At 37.9% G+C, this 26,962-nt stretch carries 27 protein-coding genes; 11 read left to right on the forward strand and 16 right to left on the reverse strand.

All coding sequences use genetic code 11. The annotated features are described in order from the left end of the window. Window positions 1-391 precede the first annotated feature (391 nt). Window positions 392-1,348: a F0F1 ATP synthase subunit gamma gene (locus QNJ50_RS21625; RefSeq protein ID WP_300639277.1), complete on the reverse strand. Its 957-nt coding sequence runs from the start codon at window positions 1,346-1,348 to the stop codon at window positions 392-394. A gap of 373 nt (window positions 1,349-1,721) precedes the next feature. On the opposite strand from QNJ50_RS21625, the gene QNJ50_RS21630 reads away from it, so the two are divergent. Continuing rightward, window positions 1,722-3,464, forward strand: a complete 1,743-nt coding sequence (locus QNJ50_RS21630; RefSeq protein WP_300639280.1) for a hypothetical protein — start codon at window positions 1,722-1,724, stop codon at window positions 3,462-3,464. A 424-nt stretch (window positions 3,465-3,888) separates the two neighbouring features. Here QNJ50_RS21630 and QNJ50_RS21635 read toward each other — a convergent pair whose 3' ends face one another. The 10 genes from QNJ50_RS21635 to QNJ50_RS21680 all read right to left on the reverse strand — a co-directional run bounded on the left by QNJ50_RS21635 (window position 3,889) and on the right by QNJ50_RS21680 (window position 10,689). After that, a complete protein-coding gene (locus tag QNJ50_RS21635) occupies window positions 3,889-4,236 on the reverse strand; it encodes a hypothetical protein (RefSeq protein ID WP_300639283.1) in 348 nt (115 codons plus the stop codon). A 281-nt stretch (window positions 4,237-4,517) separates the two neighbouring features. After that, a complete protein-coding gene (locus QNJ50_RS21640) occupies window positions 4,518-4,778 on the reverse strand; it encodes a DUF1816 domain-containing protein (RefSeq protein ID WP_300639286.1) in 261 nt (86 codons plus the stop codon). An 8-nt stretch (window positions 4,779-4,786) separates the two neighbouring features. Further along, window positions 4,787-6,322, reverse strand: a complete 1,536-nt coding sequence (locus QNJ50_RS21645) for an alternate F1F0 ATPase, F1 subunit alpha (protein ID WP_300639289.1) — start codon at window positions 6,320-6,322, stop codon at window positions 4,787-4,789. 55 nt (window positions 6,323-6,377) lie between these two features. Beyond that, window positions 6,378-7,169 (reverse strand): F0F1 ATP synthase subunit B, encoded by a 792-nt coding sequence (locus QNJ50_RS21650; protein ID WP_300639292.1) that lies wholly within the window; start codon window positions 7,167-7,169, stop codon window positions 6,378-6,380. Then, complete coding sequence (locus tag QNJ50_RS21655) at window positions 7,169-7,438, reverse strand: F0F1 ATP synthase subunit C (RefSeq protein ID WP_027842635.1); 270 nt, start codon at window positions 7,436-7,438, stop codon at window positions 7,169-7,171. The genes QNJ50_RS21650 and QNJ50_RS21655 overlap by 1 nt, the downstream gene beginning before the upstream one ends. Before the next feature lie 109 nt (window positions 7,439-7,547). Continuing rightward, window positions 7,548-8,243 carry a F0F1 ATP synthase subunit A gene (locus tag QNJ50_RS21660; RefSeq protein ID WP_300639297.1) on the reverse strand — a complete coding sequence of 232 codons (696 nt, stop codon included), beginning with the start codon at window positions 8,241-8,243 and terminating at the stop codon, window positions 7,548-7,550. A 216-nt stretch (window positions 8,244-8,459) separates the two neighbouring features. Continuing rightward, window positions 8,460-8,774, reverse strand: coding sequence for an ATP synthase subunit I (locus QNJ50_RS21665; RefSeq protein WP_300639300.1), 315 nt, complete (start codon window positions 8,772-8,774; stop codon window positions 8,460-8,462). Next, window positions 8,767-10,008 carry a cation:proton antiporter gene (locus QNJ50_RS21670; protein ID WP_300639303.1) on the reverse strand — a complete coding sequence of 414 codons (1,242 nt, stop codon included), beginning with the start codon at window positions 10,006-10,008 and terminating at the stop codon, window positions 8,767-8,769. The genes QNJ50_RS21665 and QNJ50_RS21670 overlap by 8 nt, the downstream gene beginning before the upstream one ends. Beyond that, window positions 10,001-10,303 carry an AtpZ/AtpI family protein gene (locus tag QNJ50_RS21675; RefSeq protein ID WP_300639306.1) on the reverse strand — a complete coding sequence of 101 codons (303 nt, stop codon included), beginning with the start codon at window positions 10,301-10,303 and terminating at the stop codon, window positions 10,001-10,003. The genes QNJ50_RS21670 and QNJ50_RS21675 overlap by 8 nt, the downstream gene beginning before the upstream one ends. Then, window positions 10,300-10,689, reverse strand: a complete 390-nt coding sequence (locus tag QNJ50_RS21680; RefSeq protein ID WP_300639309.1) for a F0F1 ATP synthase subunit epsilon — start codon at window positions 10,687-10,689, stop codon at window positions 10,300-10,302. The genes QNJ50_RS21675 and QNJ50_RS21680 overlap by 4 nt, the downstream gene beginning before the upstream one ends. Before the next feature lie 218 nt (window positions 10,690-10,907). Here QNJ50_RS21680 and QNJ50_RS28625 point away from each other — a divergent pair, with 218 nt between their 5' ends. After that, entirely contained in the window at window positions 10,908-11,081 is a 174-nt protein-coding gene (locus tag QNJ50_RS28625) for a four helix bundle protein (RefSeq protein ID WP_366914315.1), read from the forward strand. Window positions 11,082-11,229: 148 nt separating this feature from the next. On the opposite strand, the gene atpD is transcribed toward QNJ50_RS28625, so the two are convergent. Further along, window positions 11,230-12,627, reverse strand: coding sequence for a F0F1 ATP synthase subunit beta (atpD, locus tag QNJ50_RS21690; protein ID WP_300639312.1), 1,398 nt, complete (start codon window positions 12,625-12,627; stop codon window positions 11,230-11,232). Between the two features lie 254 nt (window positions 12,628-12,881). Here atpD and QNJ50_RS21695 point away from each other — a divergent pair, with 254 nt between their 5' ends. From QNJ50_RS21695 to QNJ50_RS21705, 3 genes are all read left to right on the forward strand, one after another. Then, entirely contained in the window at window positions 12,882-13,364 is a 483-nt protein-coding gene (locus tag QNJ50_RS21695; RefSeq protein ID WP_300639315.1) for an adenosine-specific kinase, read from the forward strand. A 305-nt stretch (window positions 13,365-13,669) separates the two neighbouring features. Further along, window positions 13,670-14,608, forward strand: coding sequence for a hypothetical protein (locus QNJ50_RS21700; protein WP_300639318.1), 939 nt, complete (start codon window positions 13,670-13,672; stop codon window positions 14,606-14,608). Between the two features lie 259 nt (window positions 14,609-14,867). Then, window positions 14,868-15,104, forward strand: coding sequence for an acetyltransferase (locus QNJ50_RS21705; protein WP_300639320.1), 237 nt, complete (start codon window positions 14,868-14,870; stop codon window positions 15,102-15,104). Between the two features lie 214 nt (window positions 15,105-15,318). Here the strand turns inward: QNJ50_RS21705 and QNJ50_RS21710 are convergent, their stop codons facing one another. Next, entirely contained in the window at window positions 15,319-16,710 is a 1,392-nt protein-coding gene (locus QNJ50_RS21710) for a malic enzyme-like NAD(P)-binding protein (RefSeq protein ID WP_300639323.1), read from the reverse strand. A 297-nt stretch (window positions 16,711-17,007) separates the two neighbouring features. On the opposite strand from QNJ50_RS21710, the gene QNJ50_RS21715 reads away from it, so the two are divergent. From QNJ50_RS21715 to msrA, 3 genes are all read left to right on the forward strand, one after another. Further along, window positions 17,008-17,307, forward strand: a complete 300-nt coding sequence (locus QNJ50_RS21715; protein ID WP_300639326.1) for an RNA-binding protein — start codon at window positions 17,008-17,010, stop codon at window positions 17,305-17,307. A gap of 750 nt (window positions 17,308-18,057) precedes the next feature. Next, window positions 18,058-18,363: an RNA-binding protein gene (locus QNJ50_RS21720; RefSeq protein WP_300639329.1), complete on the forward strand. Its 306-nt coding sequence runs from the start codon at window positions 18,058-18,060 to the stop codon at window positions 18,361-18,363. 234 nt (window positions 18,364-18,597) lie between these two features. After that, window positions 18,598-19,254: a peptide-methionine (S)-S-oxide reductase MsrA gene (gene msrA / locus QNJ50_RS21725; protein WP_300639332.1), complete on the forward strand. Its 657-nt coding sequence runs from the start codon at window positions 18,598-18,600 to the stop codon at window positions 19,252-19,254. A gap of 239 nt (window positions 19,255-19,493) precedes the next feature. On the opposite strand, the gene trxA is transcribed toward msrA, so the two are convergent. Further along, window positions 19,494-19,814: a thioredoxin gene (gene trxA, locus QNJ50_RS21730; protein WP_300639334.1), complete on the reverse strand. Its 321-nt coding sequence runs from the start codon at window positions 19,812-19,814 to the stop codon at window positions 19,494-19,496. Window positions 19,815-19,939: 125 nt separating this feature from the next. On the opposite strand from trxA, the gene QNJ50_RS21735 reads away from it, so the two are divergent. From QNJ50_RS21735 to QNJ50_RS21745, 3 genes are all read left to right on the forward strand, one after another. Continuing rightward, on the forward strand, window positions 19,940-20,317 hold the full coding sequence (locus QNJ50_RS21735; protein ID WP_300639337.1) for a recombinase family protein: 378 nt from the start codon (window positions 19,940-19,942) through the stop codon (window positions 20,315-20,317). A gap of 276 nt (window positions 20,318-20,593) precedes the next feature. Beyond that, window positions 20,594-21,619: a CBS domain-containing protein gene (locus tag QNJ50_RS21740; RefSeq protein ID WP_300639339.1), complete on the forward strand. Its 1,026-nt coding sequence runs from the start codon at window positions 20,594-20,596 to the stop codon at window positions 21,617-21,619. A gap of 110 nt (window positions 21,620-21,729) precedes the next feature. Continuing rightward, window positions 21,730-22,335 (forward strand): hypothetical protein, encoded by a 606-nt coding sequence (locus tag QNJ50_RS21745; RefSeq protein ID WP_300639342.1) that lies wholly within the window; start codon window positions 21,730-21,732, stop codon window positions 22,333-22,335. A 111-nt stretch (window positions 22,336-22,446) separates the two neighbouring features. On the opposite strand, the gene QNJ50_RS21750 is transcribed toward QNJ50_RS21745, so the two are convergent. Together QNJ50_RS21750 and alaS are read right to left on the reverse strand one after the other, a co-directional pair. Next, on the reverse strand, window positions 22,447-23,499 hold the full coding sequence (locus QNJ50_RS21750; protein ID WP_300639345.1) for a DUF4238 domain-containing protein: 1,053 nt from the start codon (window positions 23,497-23,499) through the stop codon (window positions 22,447-22,449). 446 nt (window positions 23,500-23,945) lie between these two features. Further along, entirely contained in the window at window positions 23,946-26,588 is a 2,643-nt protein-coding gene (alaS, locus tag QNJ50_RS21755) for an alanine--tRNA ligase (protein WP_300639347.1), read from the reverse strand. Window positions 26,589-26,962 lie beyond the last annotated feature (374 nt).

The following is a 26,962-nucleotide window of genomic DNA, read 5'->3' on the forward strand; positions in this document are numbered from 1 at the left end:
CCTGTCACAGATCGGGGCGAAGTTATCGCTATTTTGCAAAATGTTTCCCCTGATTTGACTATTTCTGGTCCTGGATTTGCTTTTGTTTAACAAATACTAGGAATAGTAATAAATGAAATCTTAAATTTGTGCTTTTATTGATTGTTAACATCAAGTATCTAAATTAAAAGTACAAACTTAGCTGTAGAGATGTGGTATTCTGCATCTCTACAAAACTATTTTTGCAGTTTATTTTTATAACTTCATTGCTAGAGATAAGTATACAACAAAAGCGGAGATTGCTATTTCGTTTTAATTGTATAACTTGACTTCTCTTAGCTTAACATTAGTGATAGTGGGTATAAGTCCAGGCACGTCAACATATAATTCTGAGATTATTTTTAGTGAAATTTTACTGATTATCTTGATTCAAAGCTTCAAAACCAGATACAATGTCAAGCAGTTCAGATGTAATAGAGCTTTGACGTTGATGACGATATTCAGAATTGAGTTCTGTTAAGCGTTCTTCAATATTTTTTTGCGCCGCTTGCATGGATGCTACACGACTAGCATTTTCGCTAGCTAATGATTCTGCAAACGCTTGATACAAAGAAACAAAAAGATATTGACGGATTATAGACGAAAATAATTCATTCCAATTCATTGTAAACATTGGTAGACCTTCTGAATACCATGGTTTCTGTTCTAAACTCTGCAACCATTCAGCATTCATGGGTAAAAGTTGCAAATTTTGAGGACGATAGGACACAGCAGAAAAGGATTTATTATAAAAAAGAATAATTTTATCCACGGGTAAAACCACAGAGTCCCCATCCTTCGAGGAGGTTAGCTTATCTTCTTGGGGAAATCTCCAGCTTTCAATCATTAATAATATCTCTTGAACCATTGATGTGATGCCTACAACAGAATTGGGTAAAGAAAATTGCATATCAATTCTTTGTTTCGCTGCTTCTAGGTAAGGAATTAAGCGCCCACCAACCGCTGCGATCGCACATTTTTCTGGTTCGATCTGCAGTTCTTTGAGTTGTTTGAGAGTGTAGGATACTATTTGTTCGTTAAATTGACCGCATAGGCCGTGGTCTGAGCCAAAAATTACTACACCCACCTTTCGATTTGATTTGTGGTCAGCCACATTGCTAGGGAGCATAACAGGTTGTTCGCTTAAGTAACGATGGCGAAGTAAAACTTGTAATCCCATTTCGACCGTGCGATTATAGTCTGCCAGCGCCGTTACAGCTGTCTCATATTGGCGAATACTTACAATAGCCAATGCTTTCATGGTTTTAACCACAGATTGCAAATCTTTGATGCTGTCAATTTGTGCTGTCAATGCTTCCAAACTTTGCATATTAGTTCCTTTATTTTTTATGGAAAAGTTTTATTTTTAAGACTTCTAAGATGGATGGCACCTTAGTTGACTATGGTTATATGGTAATACTATTAAGCAGTCAAACAAAGATTTTTGTGTTTGTGAATATAACTATGTTTTTTTAGGAAAATAATAGTTTTTCGTTTTATTCTCTATATTATTAGAGAATTTGTTTGTTTTTTATTTTTTAGAAAAAAACATTTTTACTCACAAGTTTCTCACATTTATTTTATAGCTTAAAAGTATAGTCAATTTATTGGCTTATAGAGTGTTTTACTACAAAAAAAGTCACAGTAAATGATATAAATCTGTGATTTTTCCAAACTATTTCCGATATTAAAGGGTTGAAGATATGACAGAAATTCACACAACAACCAATCAGAAAAATGGCTTGACCAAAAAAATAGGAATGTTCTTGCAAGATCCCAGTCTCGATAAGCTTACTGGTAACTATAAATTCCCTTTAGAAAAGGATTATCTTTCTCTCACTGGATCGAGTCGGTTTGTGGTTCGAGACACCAATGAATATGGTTATCCAATATTTCCTGCTCTGAATTGGGCAAAAGAGTCAGATCTCTCCATAGAAAGGTTTAAAAAGGAAGGGTTAAGTGATAATCCCCAATTTCATCAAGTAAATGTATTTGCTGTAGTAAACAGTGCACTGGATTTGATTGAGGAAGAAATAGGTCATGGTTTCAATTGGAAAGATGGTGCTCCTTTAGTTATACGTCCCCATGCGTTTAGGGGTATGAATGCTTACTACGATCCAATATCACCATCCCTGAATTTTGGTTATTTTGATTCTCCTTTCCGCAGGACTCCAGTTTGGACTTGCCTTTCCCATGATATTGTTGCCCATGAGCTAGGACATGCTATTTTCGATAGCTTTCGACCTCTATATGTTTATAGCCCTGACAAAGATACACCGGCACTACATGAATCCTTTGCCGATCTACTATCAATGTTTTCAGCATTGCAATATCCTAGCGTGATTGAACATTTATATAGAGAAACCGGTGGTGATATGAGACATCCAAGTCTTATTACGCGCCTAGGAGAAGAATTTGGTATTGGTATATTTGGTGTGGGTATTCCCTATATACGTTCAGCCTTAGAAGGAGCAAGTTATAATAACGCTCCTAAACAGGCTCATGCTCGTTCAAAAGTATGGACAGCAGCCATTTACGAAATCATGGAAAGGATGGTTAAGCTAAATCACCCAGATGGTTTTCCAGACACCTTTGATGGTTTTGCAGAGTTTGTCGCTGCTTTATTACAAGCTACTCGATGGATTAAGGGTATGGTACTCCGTGCCCTTCACTATACCCCTCCTAACAGTCTATCAATGCCGATGATGGCACGGCTAATTTATGAAGCAGATGCACAAGTTTACAAAGATGATAGTAAACTGCGCGATATTGCCAAAGAAGTATTCCAGAAGAGAGAACTGTGGAACGAACGTCTTAGCTTGAAAGCTCCGGATATTGGTTATGCTTTCCAAGATTTGGAACATGCTAGTCAGCAAACTCTCTCTTTTGTAATTATGAAATATGCTGAAGAGTTGCGGATTCCTCCTGGTGCATTACGTGTAATTAATCCTCGTTTAATTACTACGAATAGGAGAATCGATAAAGTAAAATCCGGTTCTTCACTGGAAGTTAAAACAATTACTGAACATTATCTAGAGTACACTTATGAAGTTACCCAATTAGTTAGAGACTGGTACACTGGTGAAATGGTGCCATTTACAGTCTATGGTGGTAGTACCTTGGTAATGGATCAAAATTGGAATGCTTTCTTGTTAGCAAGCAGCCCCGAAATCTACGAAGACGATCCGTCGGGATACGAAGGAACGTTAAAAGCATTGAAACGTGCTCGCGACAAATTTGATCGCGTTCATAAAGATTCCATTCAAAAAACCTTGGTTGCTAGAGATGAGAACCGTTCTATAACTGATAGTCCTGTGGTACCTGGCTGTCCATTTATCATTCAACGCCAAAGCACTGGTGCATATCGCTTAGTTCATCGTCGGTCTAATTTCCAAGAACACATTAATGAGATTTATTGTACTAAGCATGGGTTAGCTCAGCTTTAAAAATAACCAGCTTATTTATCAATACGGTTCAGATAAGCCTAAATTTCTTCGTAGAGACGCGACAGAGGCTAACGCCGACGCCGCAGGCTCTGTCGCGTCTCTACAATGTTTTTGTTTAAAGTCTTAACTGAACTGTATTGGCTTATTTATCACAAGAAGGGAAGATGCTAACATGTAGCGGTTTGTAATTGATTGCATTACATCCTGTAGAGATGTGACATCTCCCATCTCTACAGGATGGAGACTTTAAATGTACTTTATTCAAATGAAAAGCGCTATACAAAAAAGGCTTTAGGAAGAATGAGAATCTACACTTTTCTCCCCTATCTTTTCCCAAGCCCGTAGGACTTTTTTTAAACTAAACGATATCAGGGGTGCAGAGAATGCACCCCTCTAGATTTTGCTCGTAAATACAATCTCTTCCTCAACTAGCATATTCTGGCGGTAATTTTAGCATCCAAGACAGTAGACCTAAAGCTTCCTTAAGGTATTCTTTGAGGATTCCACCATCATAGGCTTTAATTTTTAGCCCATCTTCAATTAATACTTGTATGGGGCTAATTTTACTTGTTTCAGCTTTAGGTAGAGCGATCCTATCTGGTCTTTCTTCACCACAAATTAAGGGGTGAATATCCACAGATGCTTGCCAACCTTCTGTTTTTAGTTCCACTGCATTTGTAGATTGATTCTCTTCCCAAGGATCCTCGATGATTTCGGGCACGCCATTTGTTGTTGATGGAGGAGGTTGTTGAGATAATTTATTTTGCATCATCTCGATCTCCTAACTTGGTAATATGTTTCTTTCCTGATTTTTTTTACAGCAATATTGGATATATTTATCCTTTATATTATATATATTAGCAAAAAATAACTATTAGCTATTAATGATAAAGCAAAAATAAACTTATCTAAGATTTTTTAGTAGATCGAGTTGCTAAGTTTACAAAGGTTAAAATGTTTTATGTCACATGCGTATAGATTTTAGGGGAAAAGCTTCGTATCAAGCTATTTTCTCCTTCCCCCTTTAAATTTTAACAAAACTACATTCTAGTTCTATTCGTCCTCACAAATAGTTAGATATTCTGGTTGAAATTGTTTGGTTTCAACAGAGATTCCTAAAGCTTTTTCTTGAACTAAATCTTCTATATACCCATCTTCATAAACTTCTGCTTCTTTACTGCTTTCAAAAGGACCAAAATAGTAAGTACATTTAGGTATATTGGTCGTAATTTTTATCCAATAAGGTGTATTTGACCGACTTAGAAAAGGGAGCTTTTTTAATAAAGAAATATTACTTAAGAAAGGAACATTCATTGCAAATTTTACTCCTTAATTTCTCGGCTTGCTATTGTCAAAATTGCCTGACATTCTCGCTCGCTTAACTTTTTGCCCATTTCAATGTTTTTGCATACTTGAGGTAAGTTTTTTCTAACAGCTTGGGATAATATTTTACTATTTTCGTCAATTTTGTCTAAAGGTACTGAGTCGAAAAAACCACTAGTTACAGCCAAGAGAACAACTATTTGTTCGACTACGGGTAAAGGTTGTGACTGCTGTTGTTTAAGTATTTCCCGGACGCGCCGTCCTCGATTCAGAGTAGCTTTCGTTTGTTCATCTAATTGTGTACCAAAACGAGCGAAAACTTCGACTTCTTGGAATTGGGAATAAGAAAGTCTTAGATCTCCAGCGACAGCACTATAAGCGCTTAATTGAGTTTTACCACCAACTCGCGAAACTGATTTACCTACATCAATAGCGGGGAAAATGGCTTTTTGAAATAGGTCGGGGGAGAGATATATTTGACCATCTGTAATCGAAATCAAGTTAGTAGGGATATATGCAGAAATGTTCTGTGCTTGTGTTTCTACGATTGGTAGTGCAGTTAAAGAACCCCCACCTAATTCTGGACGTAAATGGGTAGATCGCTCTAATAGGCGAGAATGAATATAGAAGATATCTCCGGGATAAGCTTCCCTACCAGGAGGACGACGTAGTAAAAGTGAGAGTTCTCTGTATGCTCGTGCATGACAAGTTAGATTGTCATATACGATTAAAACATCATGCCCTTTTTCCATAAAGTATTCTGCCATTGTGGTTGCTCCATAAGGAGTGATGTACTGCAATCCAGGTGAGTCTTCTCCGGAAGCAACCACCACGGTGGTGTATTCCATTGCCCCTTGTTCGCGCAAAGTAGCGATTACTTTTGCGACTGCTGAGGAACGTTGACCAATAGCGCAGTAAACACAAATAACATCTTTATCTTTTTGGTTAATGATAGTGTCTAAAGCAATCGCAGTTTTTCCGGTTTGTCTATCTCCTACAATTAATTCTCGCTGACCTCTACCAATGGGGATCAAAGCATCTACAACCTTTAAACCAGTTTGTAATGGTACTGTCACTGGTGCACGATTGATAATTGGCGGTGCTTCTCGCTCTACAGGACGGCGTTCTGTAGTTTCAATAGTTCCCTTCTCATCCAACGAAGAACCCATGACATTGATAACTCGACCTAGGAGTTGTTCTCCTACAGGTACATCCATAACTCTACCAGTCCGGTAAACTTGGCTACCTGCTTCGATATGCTTGCTTTCTCCCAATACAATCGCGCCAACTCGATCAGAATCAAGATTAAAGGCAATTCCTAATAGAGGTGTTTTCATCCCAGGTTTTGAGAAATAAAGCAGTTCATCAGCCCTAACACCTGGTAAACCCGACAGATGAGCGATACTTCGCCCCACAGACTTGACTATGCCAATTTCGCGGATATTAATTTGGGCATGGTAACTATTTAATACCTGTTGGAAGGCTTCAGATGTATCATTTATAACTGTTTGCAAGGACTTAGTATTATGTTCCATTTTTCACCTCAATTGTGGTGATTAGTTAGTACCCGATCTAAATTCCCATACCTATTTATTTAAAAGTTGCCGATAAACGTTCTTCTAATATCTGCAAATAATCATCCAAATTCCAGGCAATTTCATATCCTGCTAAATTGACTTGAACGCCACAAATTAAAGCGGGCAAAGTTGTAAACTTGAATAGATTTTCGTTTGATACACCATCCTTTGGAGGCATAAAACCAGCGTTTTGCAATACTAAATTTAAAGTTTCTCTTACCTTTTGCCGACTTGTAAAAGGCATTTCAAAACTGCTACTAATCACAATTGGTTGATTATAGTTTGAAAGAGATTGAGCAATTTCTTGCCATTGGAGTTTATCTGTTTGCTGTAGACGTTGACAAAAGATCGTAACTATTTGTTCTTCTAAGTCTGCATTGGCTAAATCTCGGAGAGCAAGACGAACAATTCTGTTAGTTTCTCCTAGTACCTGTTGCCGTAAAGCAAGTAGAAAATTATTTTTTTCTTGTGCTAGTGCATCCTTCCATTTTGTCTCCATTTGTTCTACTTCACAACGTGCTTGGATCAAAAGCTTTTGGCGCTCCTGCTCTACTTCTTGGTGTGCTTGTATCATGATGGCTTCTTGCTGTTGTTGCAGTTCTTTTTGCTGTTGTCGATATAAAGTAGCTTCTCTTTGTGCCTTTTCTTGAGCAACCTCAGCATTCTCCCAGCGTTCATCAATCATGGCTTGGCGTTTTTTGATAGTCTGAAGTATGGGTTTATACAAAAAACGCCAAAGTAAAATAAATAAAATTAGAAAATTAATAATCTGGGCAATAACTGTATTAAAGTCAATTAGCATCATTACCCTCCCTTAAAGTGATTCCAGAAGGGATTTACGAATAGAAGAATCATTGTAACTACAAAGCAATAAATTGCAGTAGACTCAATCATTGCTAATCCTACAAACAGGGTACGGGTAATGACATTAGCTTTATCTGGTTGTTGAGCGATCGCACCCAAAGCCCTAGCAACTGCCATCCCTTCTCCCAAAGCAGGTGCAATAGAACCGATCGCAATTGTTAAACCAGCAGTAACAATCGATGCCATACCAATCAAACCAAGATTATCCATATTTAAGTTACCAGTTGTCAGTTGTCAGTTAACAGTTTATGGCTAACGCCACGCTCTTAGGGGCTACAGTTAACAGTTAGTTATTAGTTCCTAATACCCCAGTCCCAAGTTATCTATTCTGTCGCTGAGTTGTAGTGGCAGAAGCAATATATACCATTGCCAGCATGGCAAAAACATATGCCTGAATTACCCCTATTAATAAGCCTAATGCTTGGATAGGAATGGGAACAAAAAAAGGTACGAAGGATAAAAGAATCGCAGCAAGCATACTACCACTCATAATGTTGCCAAAGAGTCGGACAGCTAATGCCAAAGTTCGGGAAAACTCGCCAATAATATTGAATGGGAGCATAAAAGGCGTGGGTTGGATGTAATTTTTTAAATAACCAATTGCGCCACGTTTCATAATTCCAAAGAATGGTACAGCAATAAATACACACAATGCCAAAGCCGTTGTTGTCGAAAGAGAACCCGTTGGTGGCTGATAAAAAGGGACAATGGCAAGGATATTGGAAACAGCAATAAACAGAAATAAAGTACCAATAAAACCTATATACTCTTGGGATTCTTGTTGACTTACTTCACGAATTTGATTAGCAATTCCCTCAACAATTATTTCTAATAAACTTTGCAAACGCGGTATTTTTGGTTTTACTGATAAGTTACGAGTTACCAACCAAGAAACCACTACTAAAAATGTCCCGATCACCCAGGTAAAAACAATTGTGGCATTAAGAGTAATTGTTCCCCATTGAAATAACACGGTAGTGTCAGGATTAAGTATCTTTTCAAGATCGCTTGCCATAATTTTAACTTGTCATAATTTTTAAGTTAGGACTCCCAAAAGTAATTCTTGAAGAGAACAACGGGACTAATTTTATGAGGCGAGCAGTTTTGTGAATTAATAGTTTTGTGAATTAATGGTCCTGTGAATTAATAGTTTTGTGAATTAATATTTTACAACATCGCCTTAAAGATTGTCTTACAGATATTATCTCCTTTTCAAAGCTAAATTAAACAGTTAAATTATTGGATAATCAGTATTATTTATTAACTTCTTAGAAATACCTCGGGGACGCCAGCGCCGAATCAACATACTCCTTGCCAAAACAAAGCCTAATAAAGCAATTACTAACCTTTCCCAACGTCCGTCCATAACCAAGTAAAAGCCAAGAATAGCTATACTCAAACGAGCAATAAAACTACCTAAAATTAAAAGAATTGGTTGTTGAGTTGTTGGTAGTTGTCTTACTGTCCACCACAGGCTACTGAAATATAAAATTCCTAGGAAAAATCCCAGTGGGAACGATATGAAAATATCCAAAAAATTACTCATAAGAAATACTTCCCTCTTTAACTGGTGATAATTGTTTGAACAAGAAGTGTAATAGCACTGGTGTAATGATGCTGGTAGCTGTACAAACAAAAACCATTGCTGAAAATATATTTGGAGGTACTGCCCAATCACCAAGTTGCAATCCTCGTTGCATGACAATCATGCATATTTCCGCTCTGGGGATCATGCTACTACCTATGAGTACAGCCCCTGTACAACCTGTAGCAAAAAAAGCTGGTATCCCTGCACCAATTAGCTTACCCAGTATAGCCGCGATAAGTAAAATACACCCGAGTCTCAAACCTGTATTGAATGCACTGGGATCGACCTTTAAGCCAATACCAATAAAAAAGAACGGGGTAAATAGTTCATACAAAGCTCCAAAAGAGGCGTCTATTTTCACGGCTTCGGCATCACGACTGAATACAAGTCCTGCAAAGAATGCCCCAATAGCGACAGAAAATCCTAATAATTCAGCGATCGCAGCTATGATAAAACCAACTCCCACTATCTCTAACATCGGATCTGGAGGTTTTTCGATTTGATTAAAAAACCGAGTCAATTTTTTTTCCAGGTAGCGGGAAAAGAATAAGCAAAAAGCAGCAAATAGGATTGCTTTCAAAAAAAATATGCCTGACGTTTTAGCGATAAGCTTTATTAAGGAAATTTGATGACCGTTGTGAATTGATGATGCTGCAGCAAAAAGCAGTGCCATTAATACGACGCTGGCAATATCATCCAACTCCGCTACATCCAAGAGAATTTTACCATCTTGAGATTGGACTGTATTTTCTTCATTCCACACCCCAACAGCAACACCAACACTAGTGGCAGTCAAAGCAATGGCTACAAATAAACTGGGGGTCAGTGGGATGTGTAGTAAGAAATAAGATGTAATAAAGCCTAGTGCACCACTAAATACAACATTGCCAATGAAAATACCGCATGCCTTAGGTAATTGGTTTAATAGTTCTAGTAAATCACTTTCTAACCCAACTCTAAACAACAATGAAATAATTCCAATTTCTGCCAAAAACTCAAAAATTTCTTCCCCTTCTTGCGAGAGCAAATGCCAATGTGTATCTGCAAGTTTTAACAGAAAACCAACTGTCAAATAAGCAACTAAGGCAGGAATACCAATTTTACCCAATAAAGCTTTAGCAAATATAGCTATGGTAATTGCTAGACCCATCAATAAAACTAGCAGTGGAAGCATTTGTACCGATTCAGTCATCGTTGCAGCGTTCCCGTTCGATCCAATACCAAGCATTCATACAACCAAGAACGACGCCAACAAACAGCAGCATCAAAGTCCAGGAATAAGGGCTGGGAAAGTGGCTATCAATCCAAATTCCTAAAGCAATTCCTAGCAAAGTTGGAATTGTAATCGACCAACCAATAATGCCAAACATACCTAAACCAAACCAAATAGCATGATTTCCTTCTTTTCGTGCTTTCAGTTTGCGTTCTGATTTAGTACTGACTTGCTTTTGAAATTTTTCCCAAGTTTTACGGGGTTTGTCTTTCATGACTTCCCTCCGACTTCCAGAAAACCTCGCACAAAACTAGCTTCGAGTTTGGCAAGGGCGCTACGAGTCATTTTCTCTCGTTCGTCCAAACTACGAAACTCTTGTGCAACGGTGTTTTTCAAAGTTTCTAAATCATTTCCTTTGACTGCATTTCTGACTGATACCAAGACTTGGGAACCACATTTAACTAGGATCCCTTCGTCTATGGCTAGAAATATTTCTTTTCCGTCTTCCAGTTCAAAAAACAAAAGTCCAGGAACTAATCCAGCCACAAAATCAACGTGATTGGGTAACATACAAAAGGAGCCGTTCTCTGCTTCAGCAGTGATTTTGCTGACTACCTCTTCTATGAGAATTTCTGTTGGTAACAATACTTTGAGTTTCATAAACATTCCTGGGAATTGGGCATTGGATAATAAGTATGGGAATTTTTTAGTTTTATGATTTTGAACTTATGATTTTGAACTTATGATTTTGGAATTATGATTTTGAAATTGGCAATTGGGAATAATAAAACTACATAGTAATATTGCTGGAAAAGATCGTTTGGCAAAACCTGATTTTGAAGACTTGGAAGTTTATAAATTAGCTGAAAAATTAGCTAATGAGGTTTGGAGTATTGCCAAAACCTGGAACAGCTTTGAGAAAAATACAGTTAGTTGGTAAGCAAATAGTTAGGTCTGCTGATAGCGTGTGTGCAAATATTGCAGAGGGTCGGGGACGTTTTAACGACCAAGACAATCGCCGATTTGTTAAAATTGCCAGAGGTTCTTTGTAGGAAACAATTAGTTGGTTGAGATTAGTCTACGTTAGAAAACTATTAACAAAAGACCAGACCAATAAACTTAAATTAATAACTGATGAACTATTACCCAAACTCAATGCTTACCTCAAATCTATAGGAAACAGAACGCTGCACTAATTCTCTATGCCCCATCCCCAACTTCATCAATTCCTCCAATCATATAAAGTGCTGCTTCTGGATATTCTGAAAACTCATCATTTAAAATTCTTTCGCAACCATCTAATGCTGCTGATAAATTGACCAATTTACCTTTTTTGGCAATAAACTGCTCCGTGGAAAAGAAAGGTTGAGTTAAAAATCGCTCTAGTCTTCGCGATCGATAAACTGTTTTCCTATCATTTACCGATAACTCTTCAATACCCAGCATGGCAATAATATCTTTCAAATCTTCATAATTTGCCAGAGTTTGTCGAACTGCTTGAGCAATTTCGTAGTGACGCTTACCTGCAACGCTTGGCGTTAGCATTTTAGAGCTGGAACGTAGGGGATCGACTGCCGGATAAAAACCTTCACTAGCTCGTTTGCGGGACAAGACAATGGATGCTGATAAATGACCGAAAGTGTGAACGGCTGCGGGATCGGTAAAGTCATCAGCCGGGACATAAACTGCTTGGACGGAAGTAATTGCACCTTTATTTGTTGTACTAATTCTTTCCTCTAATTGGGCTAATTCTGTTGATAGAGTTGGTTGATAACCCACACGAGAAGGTAACTGTCCCATCAATCCAGAAACTTCCTGCCCTGCCTGAATAAACCGAAATATATTATCGATTAAAAGCAGTACATCTTGTCTCGCATCATCTCGAAAATACTCAGCCATTGTTAAAGCTGCATGACCGACTCTAAATCTTGCTCCCGGTGGCTCATTCATCTGACCAAATATTAATACAGTGTTATCTAAAACACCTGTAGATTGCATTTCCCGGTAAAGTTCCTCTGCTTCTCGATTACGTTCGCCAATACCGCAAAATAGACTGATCCCCGAGTGCTGACTAACTATATTGTGAATCATTTCTGTAATTAAAACGGTTTTGCCAACACCAGCACCACCGAATAATCCAGCTTTACCACCACGTTCTAACGGTGCAAGTACGTCAATTACTTTTATCCCGGTCTCCAGAATTTCTGACTTGGTAGATTGCTCTACCAATGGTACTGAGACTTGATGTATCGAACGCCACTCTCCATCATTGATTTTTTCTTTGCCATCAATCGTATCTCCAAATACATTGAACATTCTGCCTAACAAGTGCTTTCCTACAGGTACTTCCAATGAATGTCCAGTGTTAAAGACCATTGAACCACGAGCTAAGCCAGAGGTTGGAGTTAAAGCGATACCTCTAACAATCTCAGCATTAACATGGGTTATAACTTCAATAATAATTTCGCCATTCTCACCGGCTTTTAGCTGATTGTAAATTTCCGGTATAGGTTTGGGGAACTGGACATCAATGATACTACCCCGAACTGAAACCACTTTTCCTAACTTGGTTTGATCTGCAACTTGATATGCGGTCATGGTTCGAAATGCCTCAGATTAACTCAAGTTTAAAAGATGAAAGTTGAGGAAGTTGTGAGGAAATGTAAATTGTCCCAGATTTATCAAATAATACTGACCTTTACACGTAAATCTTGCATATTCACAATTTTCTCACATTATTTTCTCAATATAAAACTAAGGCGTTGCTTAATTAGGGGGCTAGACTAGCCGGATAAATTTTTTAAATTCATCCCTCATTTATGCAACGCCAAAACTAAAAACAAAATAAGTGTATGGAAATCAAAATAGTTGCAATCGAAATACCCCAAGACTGTAATATTATTATCGGTCAAAGCCATTTCATCAAAACTGTTGAAGATTTGCATGAGGTGATGGTCACCAATTCGTCGCAAGTCAAATTTGGATTAGCTTTTTGCGAAGCATCGGGACCTTGCTTAATTCGCGTGTCGGGAAATGATGAGTCTTTACAAGAAATTGCGCAGAAAAATGCAGTAGCGATCGCTGCGGGACATAGCTTTGTCATTTTAATGAAAGATGCTTATCCGATAAACTTTCTTAATGCCATCAAGCAATCTCCAGAGGTTTGCAATATCTATTGTGCTACTGCTAATCCGGTAGAAGTAATTGTTGTAGAAACGGAACAAGGACGAGGAATTATCGGAGTTGTGGATGGTTTTTCTCCCCGAACTGTGGAATCTCCGGAAGATGTCAAAGCTCGTAAAGATTTTCTCCGTAAGATTGGCTATAAGGAATGAGAATTTAATAAACTGCAACTCTGAAATTTGGAATGGTGCGTTACGCGATGCTAACAGCACCCTACTTTTGTACTTTATTTAATCTACATTCCTAAGCTTTAAGCTGTCATGCTTCCCGAATCATTGAGAGTTTGTGATTAATTGATAAAGTAATAATTTTTGTAGATTTTTCAGATTGTGTAAATTTGCCTGCTTTAAAGTTTTATTACCTCACAAATTCCTCAAAATTTTTTCCTATAACTAAAACTTAGAGGCACGATGTATTACGGCTTTGATAAATGCTGTTTTCCATCAGGGGAAATTCCATGGCAATCAATTATAGGTTTCGGATCGTTATCCTTATCATATTAGCCCTACTGATAGTATTACTTTCAGGTAATGTTGCAGCCCAAGGTCCGGTGTCTAATCGGGATATTGTTCGTTTTGGTAATGATATTACCGTTCCAGAGAATGAAGTTGTTAAGGATGTAACCGCGATCGCAGGTTCAGTAACAATATCCAATAATGCACATGTCACGGGTGATGCGGTAGCGGTGGGTGGTGACGTGACATTAAAAACAGGTGCAAAGGTTGATGGTGATGTTACTGCTGTGGGGGGAGAAATTTCTCAAGAGAAAGATGTGATGATTGGCGGTAATGCTGTCACAGTTACAGGTGATATTGATATTATCCAAGGTCTGAGACAGTGGGGTTTTTGGGGACTACTAGGACATATATATCTAATCAGTGCTGCGTTTTATAGCTTATTTATGATTGCTGTTGCCATTATTGGTATGGCTTTAATGCTGATAATGCCTGGTTTTATGCAAAGTATTAGCATAATTATCAACCGAAAACCACTTAAGAGTTTTACTTGGGGTGTGGGAGGTGCGATCACTTTCTTGCTGTTAGTCATTCTAACTAGTGGAAGTTTACTAGGAAATCTTTTAATTCCGATCGCAGCTTTGATTGTAGGTTTAGTAGAACTTGTAGGAATCAATGCTATTAGTCTTTTTCTGGGGGAAAAAGCATTAAAAAATAATACTTCTCCAATATTACAGTTATTGTTAGGAGTAATTGTTATCGGGGTAATCACTCTTATTCCTGTAGTTGGAGTCTTAGTATTTCTAGTGCTGACTCTATTTGGTTTTGGAGGGGTTTTAGCTTCACCATTGATGACAGAACAAACTAAGTTTTTCTGGCATAATAAACCACAATTAACACCAAGCAAATCAATTGAAGACCCAAGACAAGAAGTTATATGAATTTTGCAAATTGTTTACGAAATAATCGCGATAAAAATACTTTTCAAAGTGTTAAATTCGTAATTTCTGTAATTTAATTCGATCTATCATAAATATATGATATTTGATTTAGGAAAATGGAAGCCAAATAATTCCATTTGCAAACTTCATGTAATCATTCAACTTAAAATTCAAGCTTTCACGAACGTAAATCAATTTATATCGGAAAACTGAAGATATTTACTAACTTTTTCCTAGCAATCTATTGTGGAGTATTGCTATGTTTGTACAACAAAAATCAACAAATAACTTAATTGAAGTACTAACACTTCAAGACCTTTACGATCCTTGTCGCAAAGAGATTATGGGACAAAGTCACGCAGGTGAAGAAATGCAAGAACCAAGTTCTTACCTCAAATCAGAACTAATTTTTCCTTCAGGAGAAGAACTTCCTCTTTGCTGGTTAGACCCACATTATCGAGAGGTAAAGTCTGGAAAGAATGTAATGAGTGTTTAAGGGGTTATAACCAAGAGTTTAAGTAATTTAGAGACGTAGCACTGCTACGTCTTTAAAGTACATAATACCAAATTAAATTTTTAAAACCCCTTTATATTTTTTGGGATTTCCCCCCACACTTCCCACACCTCCCACACTTCTCTCTCTCATTTAAGGTTTCACTATCAGGCTTGCTTACTCCCAACCCGCATTTATTTGCTGCAGATATGTTTTATCAACAGCCAGCTATACCCTCTTGACGTGCAGCACGCTGCACCGCAGCAGCAACTGTAGGCGCAACTCGTTCGTCAAATACCGAAGGAATGATATGTTCTTTGTTCAGTTCTGAAGGTTGAACCAAAGATGCGATCGCGCTAGCAGCTTCAAGGTACATTGTGGTAGTAATGGTGGAACAACGACAATCTAAAGCGCCACGAAATATCCCAGGGAAAGCGAGAACGTTATTAATTTGGTTGGGATAATCGCTGCGACCTGTTGCCATTACTGCAACTTTATCCTTAACCAGTTCGGGTTGAATTTCTGGAATTGGATTTGCCATGGCAAACACAATTGGATCTTTTGTCATTGAACCTACCATTTCCGGAGTCAAAACTCCAGGAGCGCTAACCCCAATAAATACATCAGTTCCCTGCATTGCTCCGGCTAGGGTTCCCTGTGCTTTAACCGCAAATTCACGCTTTTGTTCCGTGAGGTTTTGACGATTGGTAGAAATAATACCTTGGGAATCACACATTAATATTGTTTGGGCTCCAGCTTTGCGCAGTAGTCTAGCTACAGCGACTCCTGCAGCTCCTGCACCGTTGATCACAATCCGGATTTTCTCAATGGACTTATTTACCAATTTCAAAGCGTTAAACAAAGCCGCTAAAGTAACGATTGCTGTACCATGCTGATCGTCGTGAAAAATTGGAATATCTAACTCTTGGCGTAACAAGGTCTCAATTTCAAAACAGCGAGGAGCAGCAATATCTTCTAAATTGACCCCACCGAATACCGGAGCTAAATTCTTTACTGTGCGAACAATCTCTTCGGTATCTTGAGTTGCTAAGCAAATGGGGAAAGCATCTACACCACCAAACTCTTTGAATAGCATTGCTTTGCCTTCCATTACCGGTAATGCAGCCTCCGGACCCAAATTACCCAAACCCAGTACAGCGCTGCCGTCGGTAACAATTGCTACTGTATGTTGCTTGATTGTGAGATTGTAAACCTCTTCTGGATTTTGGGCAATCGCATTACAAATTCTACCAACTCCAGGAGTATAAGCCATCGCCAAATCAGATATACCTTTAAGATGAATCCGGCTATGAATACTGATTTTGCCCCCGCGATGCAAATTAAAAGTGCGGTCATAAACATTAAGTATTGTTATGTCCTCTAAATCTTTAAGGGACTGTACAATTTCTTCAGTGTGGTCGCTACTACCAGCATCCACAGTTAGATCTCGAATTGAAAACTGGTGATTTTGTTCGATTAAATCAATTTGACCGAGATTACCGCCACTTTTTGCAATCGCCTGCGTCACAGATGCCAACATCCCTACACGATTAGGAATCTGCAAACGCAAAGTTAAACTAAAACTAGAATTGGGGGTCAAATTCGTCATGCCAATTAAATATAATTATTGTATGCGTATTCATTTTCCTTCTAAGTATTGTCATTTGATACCCATTTTCAAAAAGTTATAATTAGGTGTTACCAGTTACTCAAACAGTGTAATAACTTTTTGTAACGATTTTGCCCTTTTTATTTCTAATAGTTAACTTTTATGTTAGGATTTGGGTGATAAAGAATTCGGCGATCACTGTTTGTTTTTATTTACTGGGCTTTTTTCATCTTGGTATTCACAGACTTTTCTCCGAAATCTGAATCTCTACACAACTTTTGGTTTTGGAGACAATCAATGTCAATTTATGTAGGCAACCTTTCCTACCAGGTAACTGAGGAAGATTTGAATTCTGTTTTTGCAGAATATGGTTCTGTAAAGCGAGTTCAACTTCCTACTGATCGTGAGACAGGTCGCGTGCGCGGTTTTGCTTTCGTCGAAATGTCTTCAGAAACCGAGGAAGCTGCTGCTATTGAAGCTCTTGACGGTGCTGAATGGATGGGACGTGATATTAAGGTAAACAAGGCTAGACCTAAAGAGAATAGAGGTTCTTTTGGTGGTAACAGAGGAAACAATAATTTTCGCAACCGTTACTAATACTAACTTCGGGAACTAGACAACTAATCTAGCAACTAAGCTTAATGTTTCTCAGTCGGAATTTTAATCTTTGTCTTGGTTAAATATTTGATGTAGGAATCTATTAATCTAGTGTGCGCCCCTGTATCTTTGATACGAGTGGGGGTGTTATAGTCTTTTAGGTATATCCGCTCATAGTAAACTTATGGCGCTTGTATTATCCTTGTCTGGACTTAAGACCCCTTTGGGGCGCATAACATTTTAGTTCAATAATTTTTTAGTTCAAAGATTTTGGAATGATGAGTTTCCAAAATTTTCGCAGTTTAAATGTTAAGCAAGATTTGATGAGCTTAAGTTCGAGCAGGCTGAAATAACTGGTTCAGAATTAGTGTGAAATAGTATTGAGTATTAAGTTTTAAATACTTAAAATAAAGTCAATATTAATTTTCTAGTTCAGTTTTTCCATTTCTACTTATTGACTTTACCAATATTAAATATTTAGGGATACTTATAAGAAGTAATAATGAATATTGGGTGATAGAATTTGACATTTGGGTAAATGATGTACAGGTTACTTTTCATAACATTTTTTCTATCTTATTTTTCAATAATTAACTATTTATAATAATTAACTTTTGTGTTACTCTTTCTTTGTGAAAGAATTCGGTGACACTGTTTGTTTTTATTTACTGGGTTTTTATTGTCTTGGTATTCACAGACTTTTCTCCGAAATCTGAATCTCTAGGTAACTTGTGGTTTTGGAGACAATCAATGTCAATTTATGTAGGCAATATTTCTTACCAAGTAACGGAAGAAGATTTGAGTTCTGTTTTTGCAGAATACGGTTCTGTAAAAAGAGTTCATTTACCTACAGATCGGGAAACAGGTCGTATGCGTGGCTTTGCTTTTGTAGAAATGAGTTCGGAAACAGAAGAAGAGGCTGCTATTGAAGCTCTTGATGGTGCTGAGTGGATGGGACGCGATATTAAGGTAAATAAGGCTAAGCCTAGGGAAAATAATAGAGGTTCCTTTGGTGGTGGTGGTCGAGGAAACAATAATTTCCGCGATCGTTATTAAGTCTTTATGCAAACCATCAGTTCTAGTAAATAGATGATTGGTATTGCTCGCTAATAATTTTAATTCTGATGTAGAGATGTATTAGCAATTTGCGACCCCGCATAACTAACACATCTCTACATTTTTTGGATTGTACGGAAACTTGTAAATATTGGGAGCAAGAAAACAGAACCAATACTCTCTACAATATTAACTAAAGTAAAGATAGTTATCAAAAAATCAGAATTAAAAACAATGGGATTATTTGGATTAGGAAAAAAAGCTACCCTACCCAAGCCAGAAGAGGCTTTACCAGGAAGAACTCAGGTAATGCGCGTACCTAGCAGCCATTATGTAAATAGTAATCCTCTAAAGGCACCTTTTCCAGAAGGTATGGAAATGGCAATGTTTGGTATGGGATGCTTTTGGGGTGCAGAACGTAAGTTTTGGCAACTGAAAGGAGTTTATAGCACCTCAGTTGGTTATGCTGCAGGATATACTCCCAATCCCACTTATCAAGAAGTATGTACTGGTATGACAGGTCACAATGAAGTGGTCATGGTTGTATACGATCCTCAAGTAGTTAGTTATTCAGAATTATTAAAGGTATTTTGGGAAAATCATAACCCCACCCAAGGAATGCGCCAAGGGAATGATACAGGTACTCAATATCGTTCAGGAGTATATGTATACTCGCCAGAACAGAAGAAACTTGCAGAAGCATCAAAGGAAGCTTATCAAGAAGCTTTAAATGAGGCGGGATACGGTAAAATCACCACAGAAATTCTTGATGCGCCGGAATTTTACTATGCGGAGGATTACCATCAACAGTATCTAGCTAAAAATCCTGGTGGTTACTGTGGTTTGGGTGGAACTAATGTTGCTTGTCCGGTTGGTATTGTCCAATCTTGATATCAAAACAAAAGATAATGGGTAATTGGTAACAGGTAATTGGAAATACCAATTACCGCTTACCAACTACCCTGTTAGATTTGGGACATTATGAACTAGGGAGAGTTGGGCTATGCGCTATGCGCAAGTCAAAATATGTCCTGCGGACACGCTTTGCTAACAAAATTCAAAATTCAAAAGTTAGAAGTCAAAAGTTTGAGCATTTATCAATGTCCTAACCTAATTCTGTAGTGCTGTATTTAAATAAATTTATCAATGGTACTGACAAACTTTTCGTATGGTTGAACCCCAACAATAGTTTCTACTACATCACCATTTTTGAAAAAAAGCACGGCTGGAATACTACGAATAGTATACTTTTTCGCAAGGGGCTTGCTTTGATCTACATCCACTTTAACTACTTCTACACTATCTTCATAAGTTTTAGCAATTTCTTCCATAAACGGAGTAATTTTTCGACAAGGTCCGCACCACTTGGCGGTAAAGTCAACAACTACTAACTTTTCTGAAGCTAATAAGGTTTCAAAAGTACTCTCTTCAACTTGGGTAACTGTAGTCATAATTTATTTCTAATTTATTCCTAAAAAGTTTTTAATTGGGTAGTTGTGATTAATATTGACAACAACTATTAAACAATCGCTAGAATAATCTAAAGGTCGAAATTAATATCTTAATTTTGATATCTATGGAACCAAATGCATTACCAAATGATCGATTAAAAAATGAAATTTGGAAAAGATTAGATCGGGGAAGAAAAACTAAGGCTGCTAATGGTGGCTATGCTGGCTATGGTTCTCCTGCTTTCGGTCAACAATCAATTAAGGGACAATTGGTTGTAAATGAGAAGGAACAAGAAATAATTGAACTGATACGCCGTCACCATAAATCTGGAAAATCGTTACAACAGATTGCTGATTGGTTAAACCAAAATAACTACACCACTAAACGTGGTCATCAGTGGAAACGAATTTCTATCAAACGGGTGCTTGACCGACTTTATGGTAAAACTCCAAGAATTTCGGGTGTTAAGAAAGCATTTGCCCAAGAAGTAAATAAAGTTTAAATGAGATTTAACAACTAAATACCATTTAGCTTGATTTCCTATGTTATGCAATACTTGTAAGTATTTTTGCGTAACATCCCTAATGATAAACCTCGATCGTACTAATGTCTAGATAGACACAATAATAAAAATATTTTTTTGTAACATCCCTTCAACAAAATGAAGTGTGTTGAATGGGAAAATCTATGGTTAGGATTAGTGTAGTAAAGATTGAGTTCAATGCTTGCAAGTAGAAACTTGTGTGTTGGAGTCATGTTTGAACGAGTTGGATAAATCATGACCTTTGAAGCGCCGCAATTATCACAACAAGTTGTCGAAAACGTTATTGAACGTAATTTTTTGGTAGTAACTCCAGAAACTTTATTGCTTGACGCGATCGCATTAATGAATCAAAAGCGATTTTGTGATTACGGTGGCGTTAATGATAATGAAAGTCTGGATAATAACGATCCAAATTTCCTGAATTTAGATGCATCAACTTCAAATATCTCAAATTCAAGTTGCGTTCTGGTAATGCAAAATGATGATGAGTTATTAGGAATTTTTACTGAAAGAGACATTGTCCGGTTGAGTGCTGCTGCTACTGATTTTGAAGAAGTAAAAATTGCTTCTGTGATGACGACACCGGTAGTGACTCTTGCTCAAGAAGACTTTAGTGATATATTTGCAATCTTATTTTTATTTCGACGTTATCGGATTCGTCACCTACCAATTTTGGATGATAAAGGTGCGGTTATTGGTATAGTTACCCCTGAAAGTATTCGTAAAATCCTACGTCCAGATTATTTTCTAAAATTAAGAAGGGTTGCAGATATAATGACAACTAATGTCATTCATGCAAATATGACGACATCAGTATTATCTATTGCCCAATTAATGGCAGAACATCGAGTGAGTTGTGTTGTCATTACTGAAGAAGATGATGAATACGATCTGAGCCACGTTGGGACTATTCCTGTAGGCATTATTACCGAAAGAGATATTGTGCAGTTTCAAATCTTGCAATTGGATCTTGCCGCGATTCAAGCTAAAACTGTGATGAGTACTCCATTATTTTTGCTAGCTCCGGAAGATTCTTTATGGACTGCTCATCAGGAAATGGAACGGCGACATGTGAGAAGATTAGTGGTGTCTTGGGATTGGGGTAAAGGGTTAGGAATTGTAACTCAGACTAGTTTATTGCGGATATTCGACCCTATAGAAATGTACAGTGCAATTCAAATCCTGCAACGAACTGTGGAGCAGTTACAAGCGGAGAAAGAGCAATTGTTGCAAAAGCAGAGTATTGGTACTTCTGGTTAGGTGGTTTGGGGGTAATTGGTAATTGGTGATTGGTGATTATTTCAAACAGTAGGGTGCTGTTAGCGATAGCGTAACGCACCAACGGTATCGGTAAAGTTACAGCTACTAAAATGAATGATTTGGGGATTCGTACCGGGACCGATATAAAGCAATACGGTTCAGATAAGCCTGCATTTCCTGGTAGAGACGCGCCATGGCGCGTCTCTACGGTGCTATTTTTTTCACAAAAATTCTTAACTGAACCGTATTGCGATATAAAGGGGCGATCGCTTGAATTTTTGGTGCAACAGTTTGGTAAGGTTGGGAAATACTACTATAAAATAGCTCGAGCGCGGGATGAGCGTGCAGTGGAACCAAATCGTATTCGTAAATCAATTGGCGCTGAGAATTCTTTTGCTGAGGATTTGAGCGATAAAGAGTTAATATTACTGGAACTTAAACAAATCGCTCGGATACTTAAAGAGCGTTTAGATAAAAATCAAACTTCGGGTCGGACTTTGACACTAAAAGTAAAGTTTTCGGATTATCAACAAATTACACGTTCTCGAACTTTTGGGGATAATATCAATAGCTTGGATAAGATTATTGCTGAAGCGATCGCACTTTTTGAAGCAATTGAACTGGGGAATCGAAGTATTCGGCTATTAGGAATTTCTTTGTCTAATCTCAATCTTGGAGAACCGCAGGAAGTGCTTCAATTATCTCTGTTTGAATAATTACTACTTTAGTTTATTAGAGGATGCTTAGTTAGGGAGGCGAGCAAATATTTATATCCACTTGTAACTTAGTCAACAAAACTACTATTCATTCTGTCCTTTAGATTGTGATTAAATTTTGCTAGTCTCAACTCTAATTTTATCTTCTGAGCAGGCTCCCGGATATTTTTTGCAGATATTTTCGACCAATTCAAAACTATCTTCAGAGCAGAAGACAAACCGATTACTGTTACATATTTGTAATTTATTATAGTTTTCAATATCATCGATAGTGAGTGGAAAAAGCTTATTATCCCCATCCATACATCTATAAAAGTATCTTTTGTCTCGCATAATTAAGATTATTCTACTGTTGAGAGGAAAAGTAAGCTCAATCCCTTCAGAGATAATACCATTGGAATCTAGATGAGCATACCGAGCGACTGGATGATCTGATGTGAATAATGGTTTACCCGTATCATTTATGCCTATCATCCAGATGTGATTCTGTAAATGCTTTGCACAAATTTCCCAGTTGTCCAGAATAAATTTAGCGTGTACAAAAGGTAAACCATCACTATATAAATAATCAATCTGTTCGCTAGAAATATTCAGAATCTGTTTTTTAAGAGTATCAATTAATGGTTCTGTAAACTTTATAGAGAAAGCTTGTTCATATTCAGAAATAATATTGAGTACTTTCTGTTCTAATATTTGACCGTTTATAGATTCTGTTGCTTTCTGCATATCAATAAGAAAATTTCTAAACTCTCTAGTTCGTAGAAACTGTATAGCAACTATGGAAGCTAAATCTTGTTTCTCACTTTTTGTAATAATTTCTGATGAATCATATTTATTTCTATCATTATGATTCAGCACCGATTTCAAAATTTTATTTATCTTTCGATCGATTTTTTTTAGAATCTTTTTCTCAAGGTGTTTTAGGAATTTATTTTGTTTATCTTCTAAAGCGGAAAAATATTGTTCCATTATCTGTATATCTTCTGTTGAAGTTACATCTGCGGGAAAATCGTAAAATCCACGTTCACTAGCCACATTTCTCACATGGCTCGAAAAATTTTTTTGCTCGAATTTATCGAATACAAAAATTTTCTTCTTTCCATCAGAACTGAAGTTTTTTAGATATGATTGAGGGACATAATGTTGATTTAAAACTTTTGACATTTTTCTAAGTAGTAGAATTAGATAGCTTAACCAGCGGAGAATATTGCTTAAAGCTCTACAAATAAATGATTTGCTGGATATATTCACTATTTTAATCTTGCTATACCAGCAGGATGTGCGGTCGCGATCGCCTAACCATCATTTTCTTAAATCCATCCGTTGCTAACCCACCAAAAATTTAAGGTGCGCTACGATTAGCACCTCGAGCACACCCTACTTATATAAAATTAATTTACAGTAGTTTTCATATCCTTTCCGTTTACTTTGGAATGATTTAAAAGGTGATTGAAAAAACTCTGAACCTTTGTTCGTACAGAATATATAATTCCGATGCTAACGGATTTGATATCATTTATTTGAACCACGCATCAAAAACCAAAATCTTTGTAGAGACGCGCCATGGCGCGTCTCTACCCGTGGTCTATTTACTTGAAAATAGCTCTAAATCAACCCAAAATAGCTTGCAAATCAGCCTTAGCTTTTTCCAAAGCTTGGGGTAACTTACTTGCATCCCTTCCACCAGCTTGCGCTAAGTTGGGACGTCCACCACCTCCACCACCGCAGACTTTGGCTACAGCACCGATGAATTTACCCGCTTGCAATCCTTTTTTATTCACTTCGGGTGAAAATGCAGCAACTAAGCTGACTTTTCCTGCTTCCGGTGTGGAACCGAGTACTACCGCTGCACCTTTACCAATTTTCTGTTGTAAACGTTCGGCTGCGGTTTTTAAGGATTCTGGATCTACCCCTTCCATTTTGGCGACAAGGTATTTAAATTCAGCGACGGATTCAACTTTTTCTAGCAAACTGTCGGATTTTGCGATCGCAAGTTGTCCTTTGAGGTTATCAACTTCTTTTTGGGCGTTTTTGAGTTCGGTTTGCAGAGTTGTAATTCTGTCGGGAATTTCTTCGGGTTTGACTTTAAATCTGTCACTTAAGTCTTTGACTACATTATCCCGCACATTTAAGTAATCTAAGATTGCCGGACCGGAAACCGCTTCAATTCTTCTCACACCGGAAGAAATTCCAGCTTCGGAAATAATCTTAAATACGCCGATTTCTGCGGTATTACTGACATGGGTTCCACCGCATAATTCCATTGATACCCCAGGAAAGTCAATGACGCGGACTTCATCACCGTACTTTTCCCCGAACATTGCAACTGCACCTTTGGCTTTTGCATCATCAATGGGCAGAATTTCAATTACAGCAGAATGTGCTTCGGCGATCCAGGTGTTAATGGTCGCTTCTACCTGTTCTAATTCTTCCGGTGTGACAGCACGAGGACAGTTAAAGTCGAAGCGTAAGCGGTCGAAATCTACCAAGGAACCAGCTTGGGATATTCCTTCATCAACAACTTTCTTTAATGCTGCTTGCAGTAGGTGAGTTGCGCTATGGTTTGCTTGAGCGCGACGACGACAACTCCGGTCAATTTGGGCGGTAATCTTATCTTCTACTCGCAGAGTTCCCCGTTCAACTTTACCAAAGTGAACAAAGAAATCCGATTCTTTTTTGACGTCGTTAATTCTAACTAACAGGTCTTCACCGGAAAAATAACCGCGATCGCCAATTTGTCCGCCGGATTCGGCATAAAATGGAGTCTGATCTAAAACGATTTGGACTTCCATTCCTGCTTCTGCTTCTTCTTGGGAAATTCCATTTACCAGTAAAGCTTCAATTTTGGAGGTTGCAGTTGCTTCGGTATAACCCAAAAATTCTGTGGGATGAATTTGTTCTGCAAGTTTATCGAGGGAACCTTGGACAGTTAAATCGATGGTTTCATGGGCGCTTTTGGCGCGATCGACTTGTTTTTGCATTTCCACGCCAAAACCATCAATATCAACGGTCAAACCTTGTTCGGCGGCAATTTCTTCTGTAAGCTCTAAGGGAAATCCGAAGGTATCGTAAAGTTTAAAGGCATCTTCACCGCTAATAACGGTTGTGTTTGCTTGCTTTAATTTTTCAATAACTTCTGCAAGTAGTTTTTCACCCCGTTCTAATGTATCGAGGAAACGTGACTCTTCCCGTTTTAATTCAGCTTTTATTGCATTTTCTCGCTTGCGTAGGTCGGGATAAGCATCTTCAGAAAGGGAAATCGCAGCTTCGGCGACTTGTAGAGTAAATTCCCCTTCAATTCCAATTAGTCTACCATGACGTACCACCCGCCTGATTAAACGTCTTAATACGTAACCTCTACCGACGTTAGAAGCACGGATACCATCAGTAATCATGTGCACAACAGCACGGATGTGGTCACCAATAACCTTTAATGAAGTTTTAGTTTTTTCATCGGATCCTGCGTAGTCAATTCCCGCAATTTCCCCTGCTTTTTTAATAATCGGAAAAATCAAATCGGTTTCATAGTTATTGGGAACGCCTTGGAGAATTTGCGCCATTCGTTCCAAACCCATCCCGGTATCAATGTTCTGGTTTGCAAGGGGTGCTAAATTACCATCTGCATCCCGGTTATACTGCATGAACACCAGATTATAAAATTCAATAAACCGGCTATCATCATCCAAATCGATATTCTCATTGCCCAATTCTGGATGAAAATCATAAAAAATTTCCGAACAAGGACCGCAAGGACCGGTGGGACCTGAAGCCCAAAAATTATCTTCATTTAAACGTAAAATTCTTGCTTCCGGGACGCCAATTTTATCCCGCCAAATTGCGTAGGCTTCATCATCTTCATGGAAAACACTGACAGCGAGTCGTTCAGGAGGTAACCCAAAAACCTCCGTGGATATTTCCCAACCCCAAGCGATCGCTTGTTCCTTAAAATAATCCCCGAAACTGAAATTACCCAACATTTCAAAAAATGTGTGGTGTCGTTTAGTTACTCCAACATTTTCGATGTCGTTAGTCCGGATGCACTTTTGGGAAGTGGTCGCTCGTTGAAATTCGGCTTTGCGCTGTCCGAGAAATATGGGTTTAAAAGGTAGCATCCCCGCGATCGTCAGCAGTACTGTAGGATCTTCTGGTATCAGGGAAGCACTGGGAAGAAGTTGGTGTTCCCTTTGGGCGTAGAAGCTCAAAAATTTAGAGCGTATTTCGTTACCGCTTAGATGTTGGGGAGTTACAGACATTGGTCGTTACTTGTGGTTTATTATCTCAATAATATGAAGAAATTATAATTCTAGTTATCCTTGACAAGGATTAGTGTTTCACAGTTAGCTTTCAGCGTAATTCGAACCTAACAATCCTTGTACTCAATTATTTATGCAACGCAATACCTAAAGCCTACGACGGTAAAGCTTTTTGCTGCGCTAACGTCTGATACGCGTGCATTTGTCGTTAGACATGTCCAACCCGGTACGCTGACACGCTTCATTACTCATTACTCATTACTCATTACTCATTACTCATTACTCATTACTCATTACTCATTACTCATTACTCATTACTCATTACTCATTACTCATTACTCATTACTCATTACTCATTACTCATTACTCATTAC

Source organism: Mastigocoleus sp. MO_188.B34 (assembly GCF_030065675.1).
GTDB lineage: Bacteria > Cyanobacteriota > Cyanobacteriia > Cyanobacteriales > Nostocaceae > Mastigocoleus.

Coding starts and splice junctions, on each gene's coding strand:
- QNJ50_RS21625 (WP_300639277.1), bottom strand. CDS start 1,348: ATGCAAAGTTTGGAAGCATTGACAGCACAAATTGACAGCATCAAAGAT.
- QNJ50_RS21630 (WP_300639280.1), top strand. CDS start 1,722: ATGACAGAAATTCACACAACAACCAATCAGAAAAATGGCTTGACCAAA.
- QNJ50_RS21635 (WP_300639283.1), bottom strand. CDS start 4,236: ATGATGCAAAATAAATTATCTCAACAACCTCCTCCATCAACAACAAAT.
- QNJ50_RS21640 (WP_300639286.1), bottom strand. CDS start 4,778: ATGAATGTTCCTTTCTTAAGTAATATTTCTTTATTAAAAAAGCTCCCT.
- QNJ50_RS21645 (WP_300639289.1), bottom strand. CDS start 6,322: ATGGAACATAATACTAAGTCCTTGCAAACAGTTATAAATGATACATCT.
- QNJ50_RS21650 (WP_300639292.1), bottom strand. CDS start 7,169: ATGATGCTAATTGACTTTAATACAGTTATTGCCCAGATTATTAATTTT.
- QNJ50_RS21655 (WP_027842635.1), bottom strand. CDS start 7,438: ATGGATAATCTTGGTTTGATTGGTATGGCATCGATTGTTACTGCTGGT.
- QNJ50_RS21660 (WP_300639297.1), bottom strand. CDS start 8,243: ATGGCAAGCGATCTTGAAAAGATACTTAATCCTGACACTACCGTGTTA.
- QNJ50_RS21665 (WP_300639300.1), bottom strand. CDS start 8,774: ATGAGTAATTTTTTGGATATTTTCATATCGTTCCCACTGGGATTTTTC.
- QNJ50_RS21670 (WP_300639303.1), bottom strand. CDS start 10,008: ATGACTGAATCGGTACAAATGCTTCCACTGCTAGTTTTATTGATGGGT.
- QNJ50_RS21675 (WP_300639306.1), bottom strand. CDS start 10,303: ATGAAAGACAAACCCCGTAAAACTTGGGAAAAATTTCAAAAGCAAGTC.
- QNJ50_RS21680 (WP_300639309.1), bottom strand. CDS start 10,689: ATGAAACTCAAAGTATTGTTACCAACAGAAATTCTCATAGAAGAGGTA.
- QNJ50_RS28625 (WP_366914315.1), top strand. CDS start 10,908: ATGAGGTTTGGAGTATTGCCAAAACCTGGAACAGCTTTGAGAAAAATA.
- atpD (WP_300639312.1), bottom strand. CDS start 12,627: ATGACCGCATATCAAGTTGCAGATCAAACCAAGTTAGGAAAAGTGGTT.
- QNJ50_RS21695 (WP_300639315.1), top strand. CDS start 12,882: ATGGAAATCAAAATAGTTGCAATCGAAATACCCCAAGACTGTAATATT.
- QNJ50_RS21700 (WP_300639318.1), top strand. CDS start 13,670: ATGGCAATCAATTATAGGTTTCGGATCGTTATCCTTATCATATTAGCC.
- QNJ50_RS21705 (WP_300639320.1), top strand. CDS start 14,868: ATGTTTGTACAACAAAAATCAACAAATAACTTAATTGAAGTACTAACA.
- QNJ50_RS21710 (WP_300639323.1), bottom strand. CDS start 16,710: ATGACGAATTTGACCCCCAATTCTAGTTTTAGTTTAACTTTGCGTTTG.
- QNJ50_RS21715 (WP_300639326.1), top strand. CDS start 17,008: ATGTCAATTTATGTAGGCAACCTTTCCTACCAGGTAACTGAGGAAGAT.
- QNJ50_RS21720 (WP_300639329.1), top strand. CDS start 18,058: ATGTCAATTTATGTAGGCAATATTTCTTACCAAGTAACGGAAGAAGAT.
- msrA (WP_300639332.1), top strand. CDS start 18,598: ATGGGATTATTTGGATTAGGAAAAAAAGCTACCCTACCCAAGCCAGAA.
- trxA (WP_300639334.1), bottom strand. CDS start 19,814: ATGACTACAGTTACCCAAGTTGAAGAGAGTACTTTTGAAACCTTATTA.
- QNJ50_RS21735 (WP_300639337.1), top strand. CDS start 19,940: ATGGAACCAAATGCATTACCAAATGATCGATTAAAAAATGAAATTTGG.
- QNJ50_RS21740 (WP_300639339.1), top strand. CDS start 20,594: ATGACCTTTGAAGCGCCGCAATTATCACAACAAGTTGTCGAAAACGTT.
- QNJ50_RS21745 (WP_300639342.1), top strand. CDS start 21,730: ATGAATGATTTGGGGATTCGTACCGGGACCGATATAAAGCAATACGGT.
- QNJ50_RS21750 (WP_300639345.1), bottom strand. CDS start 23,499: ATGTCAAAAGTTTTAAATCAACATTATGTCCCTCAATCATATCTAAAA.
- alaS (WP_300639347.1), bottom strand. CDS start 26,588: ATGTCTGTAACTCCCCAACATCTAAGCGGTAACGAAATACGCTCTAAA.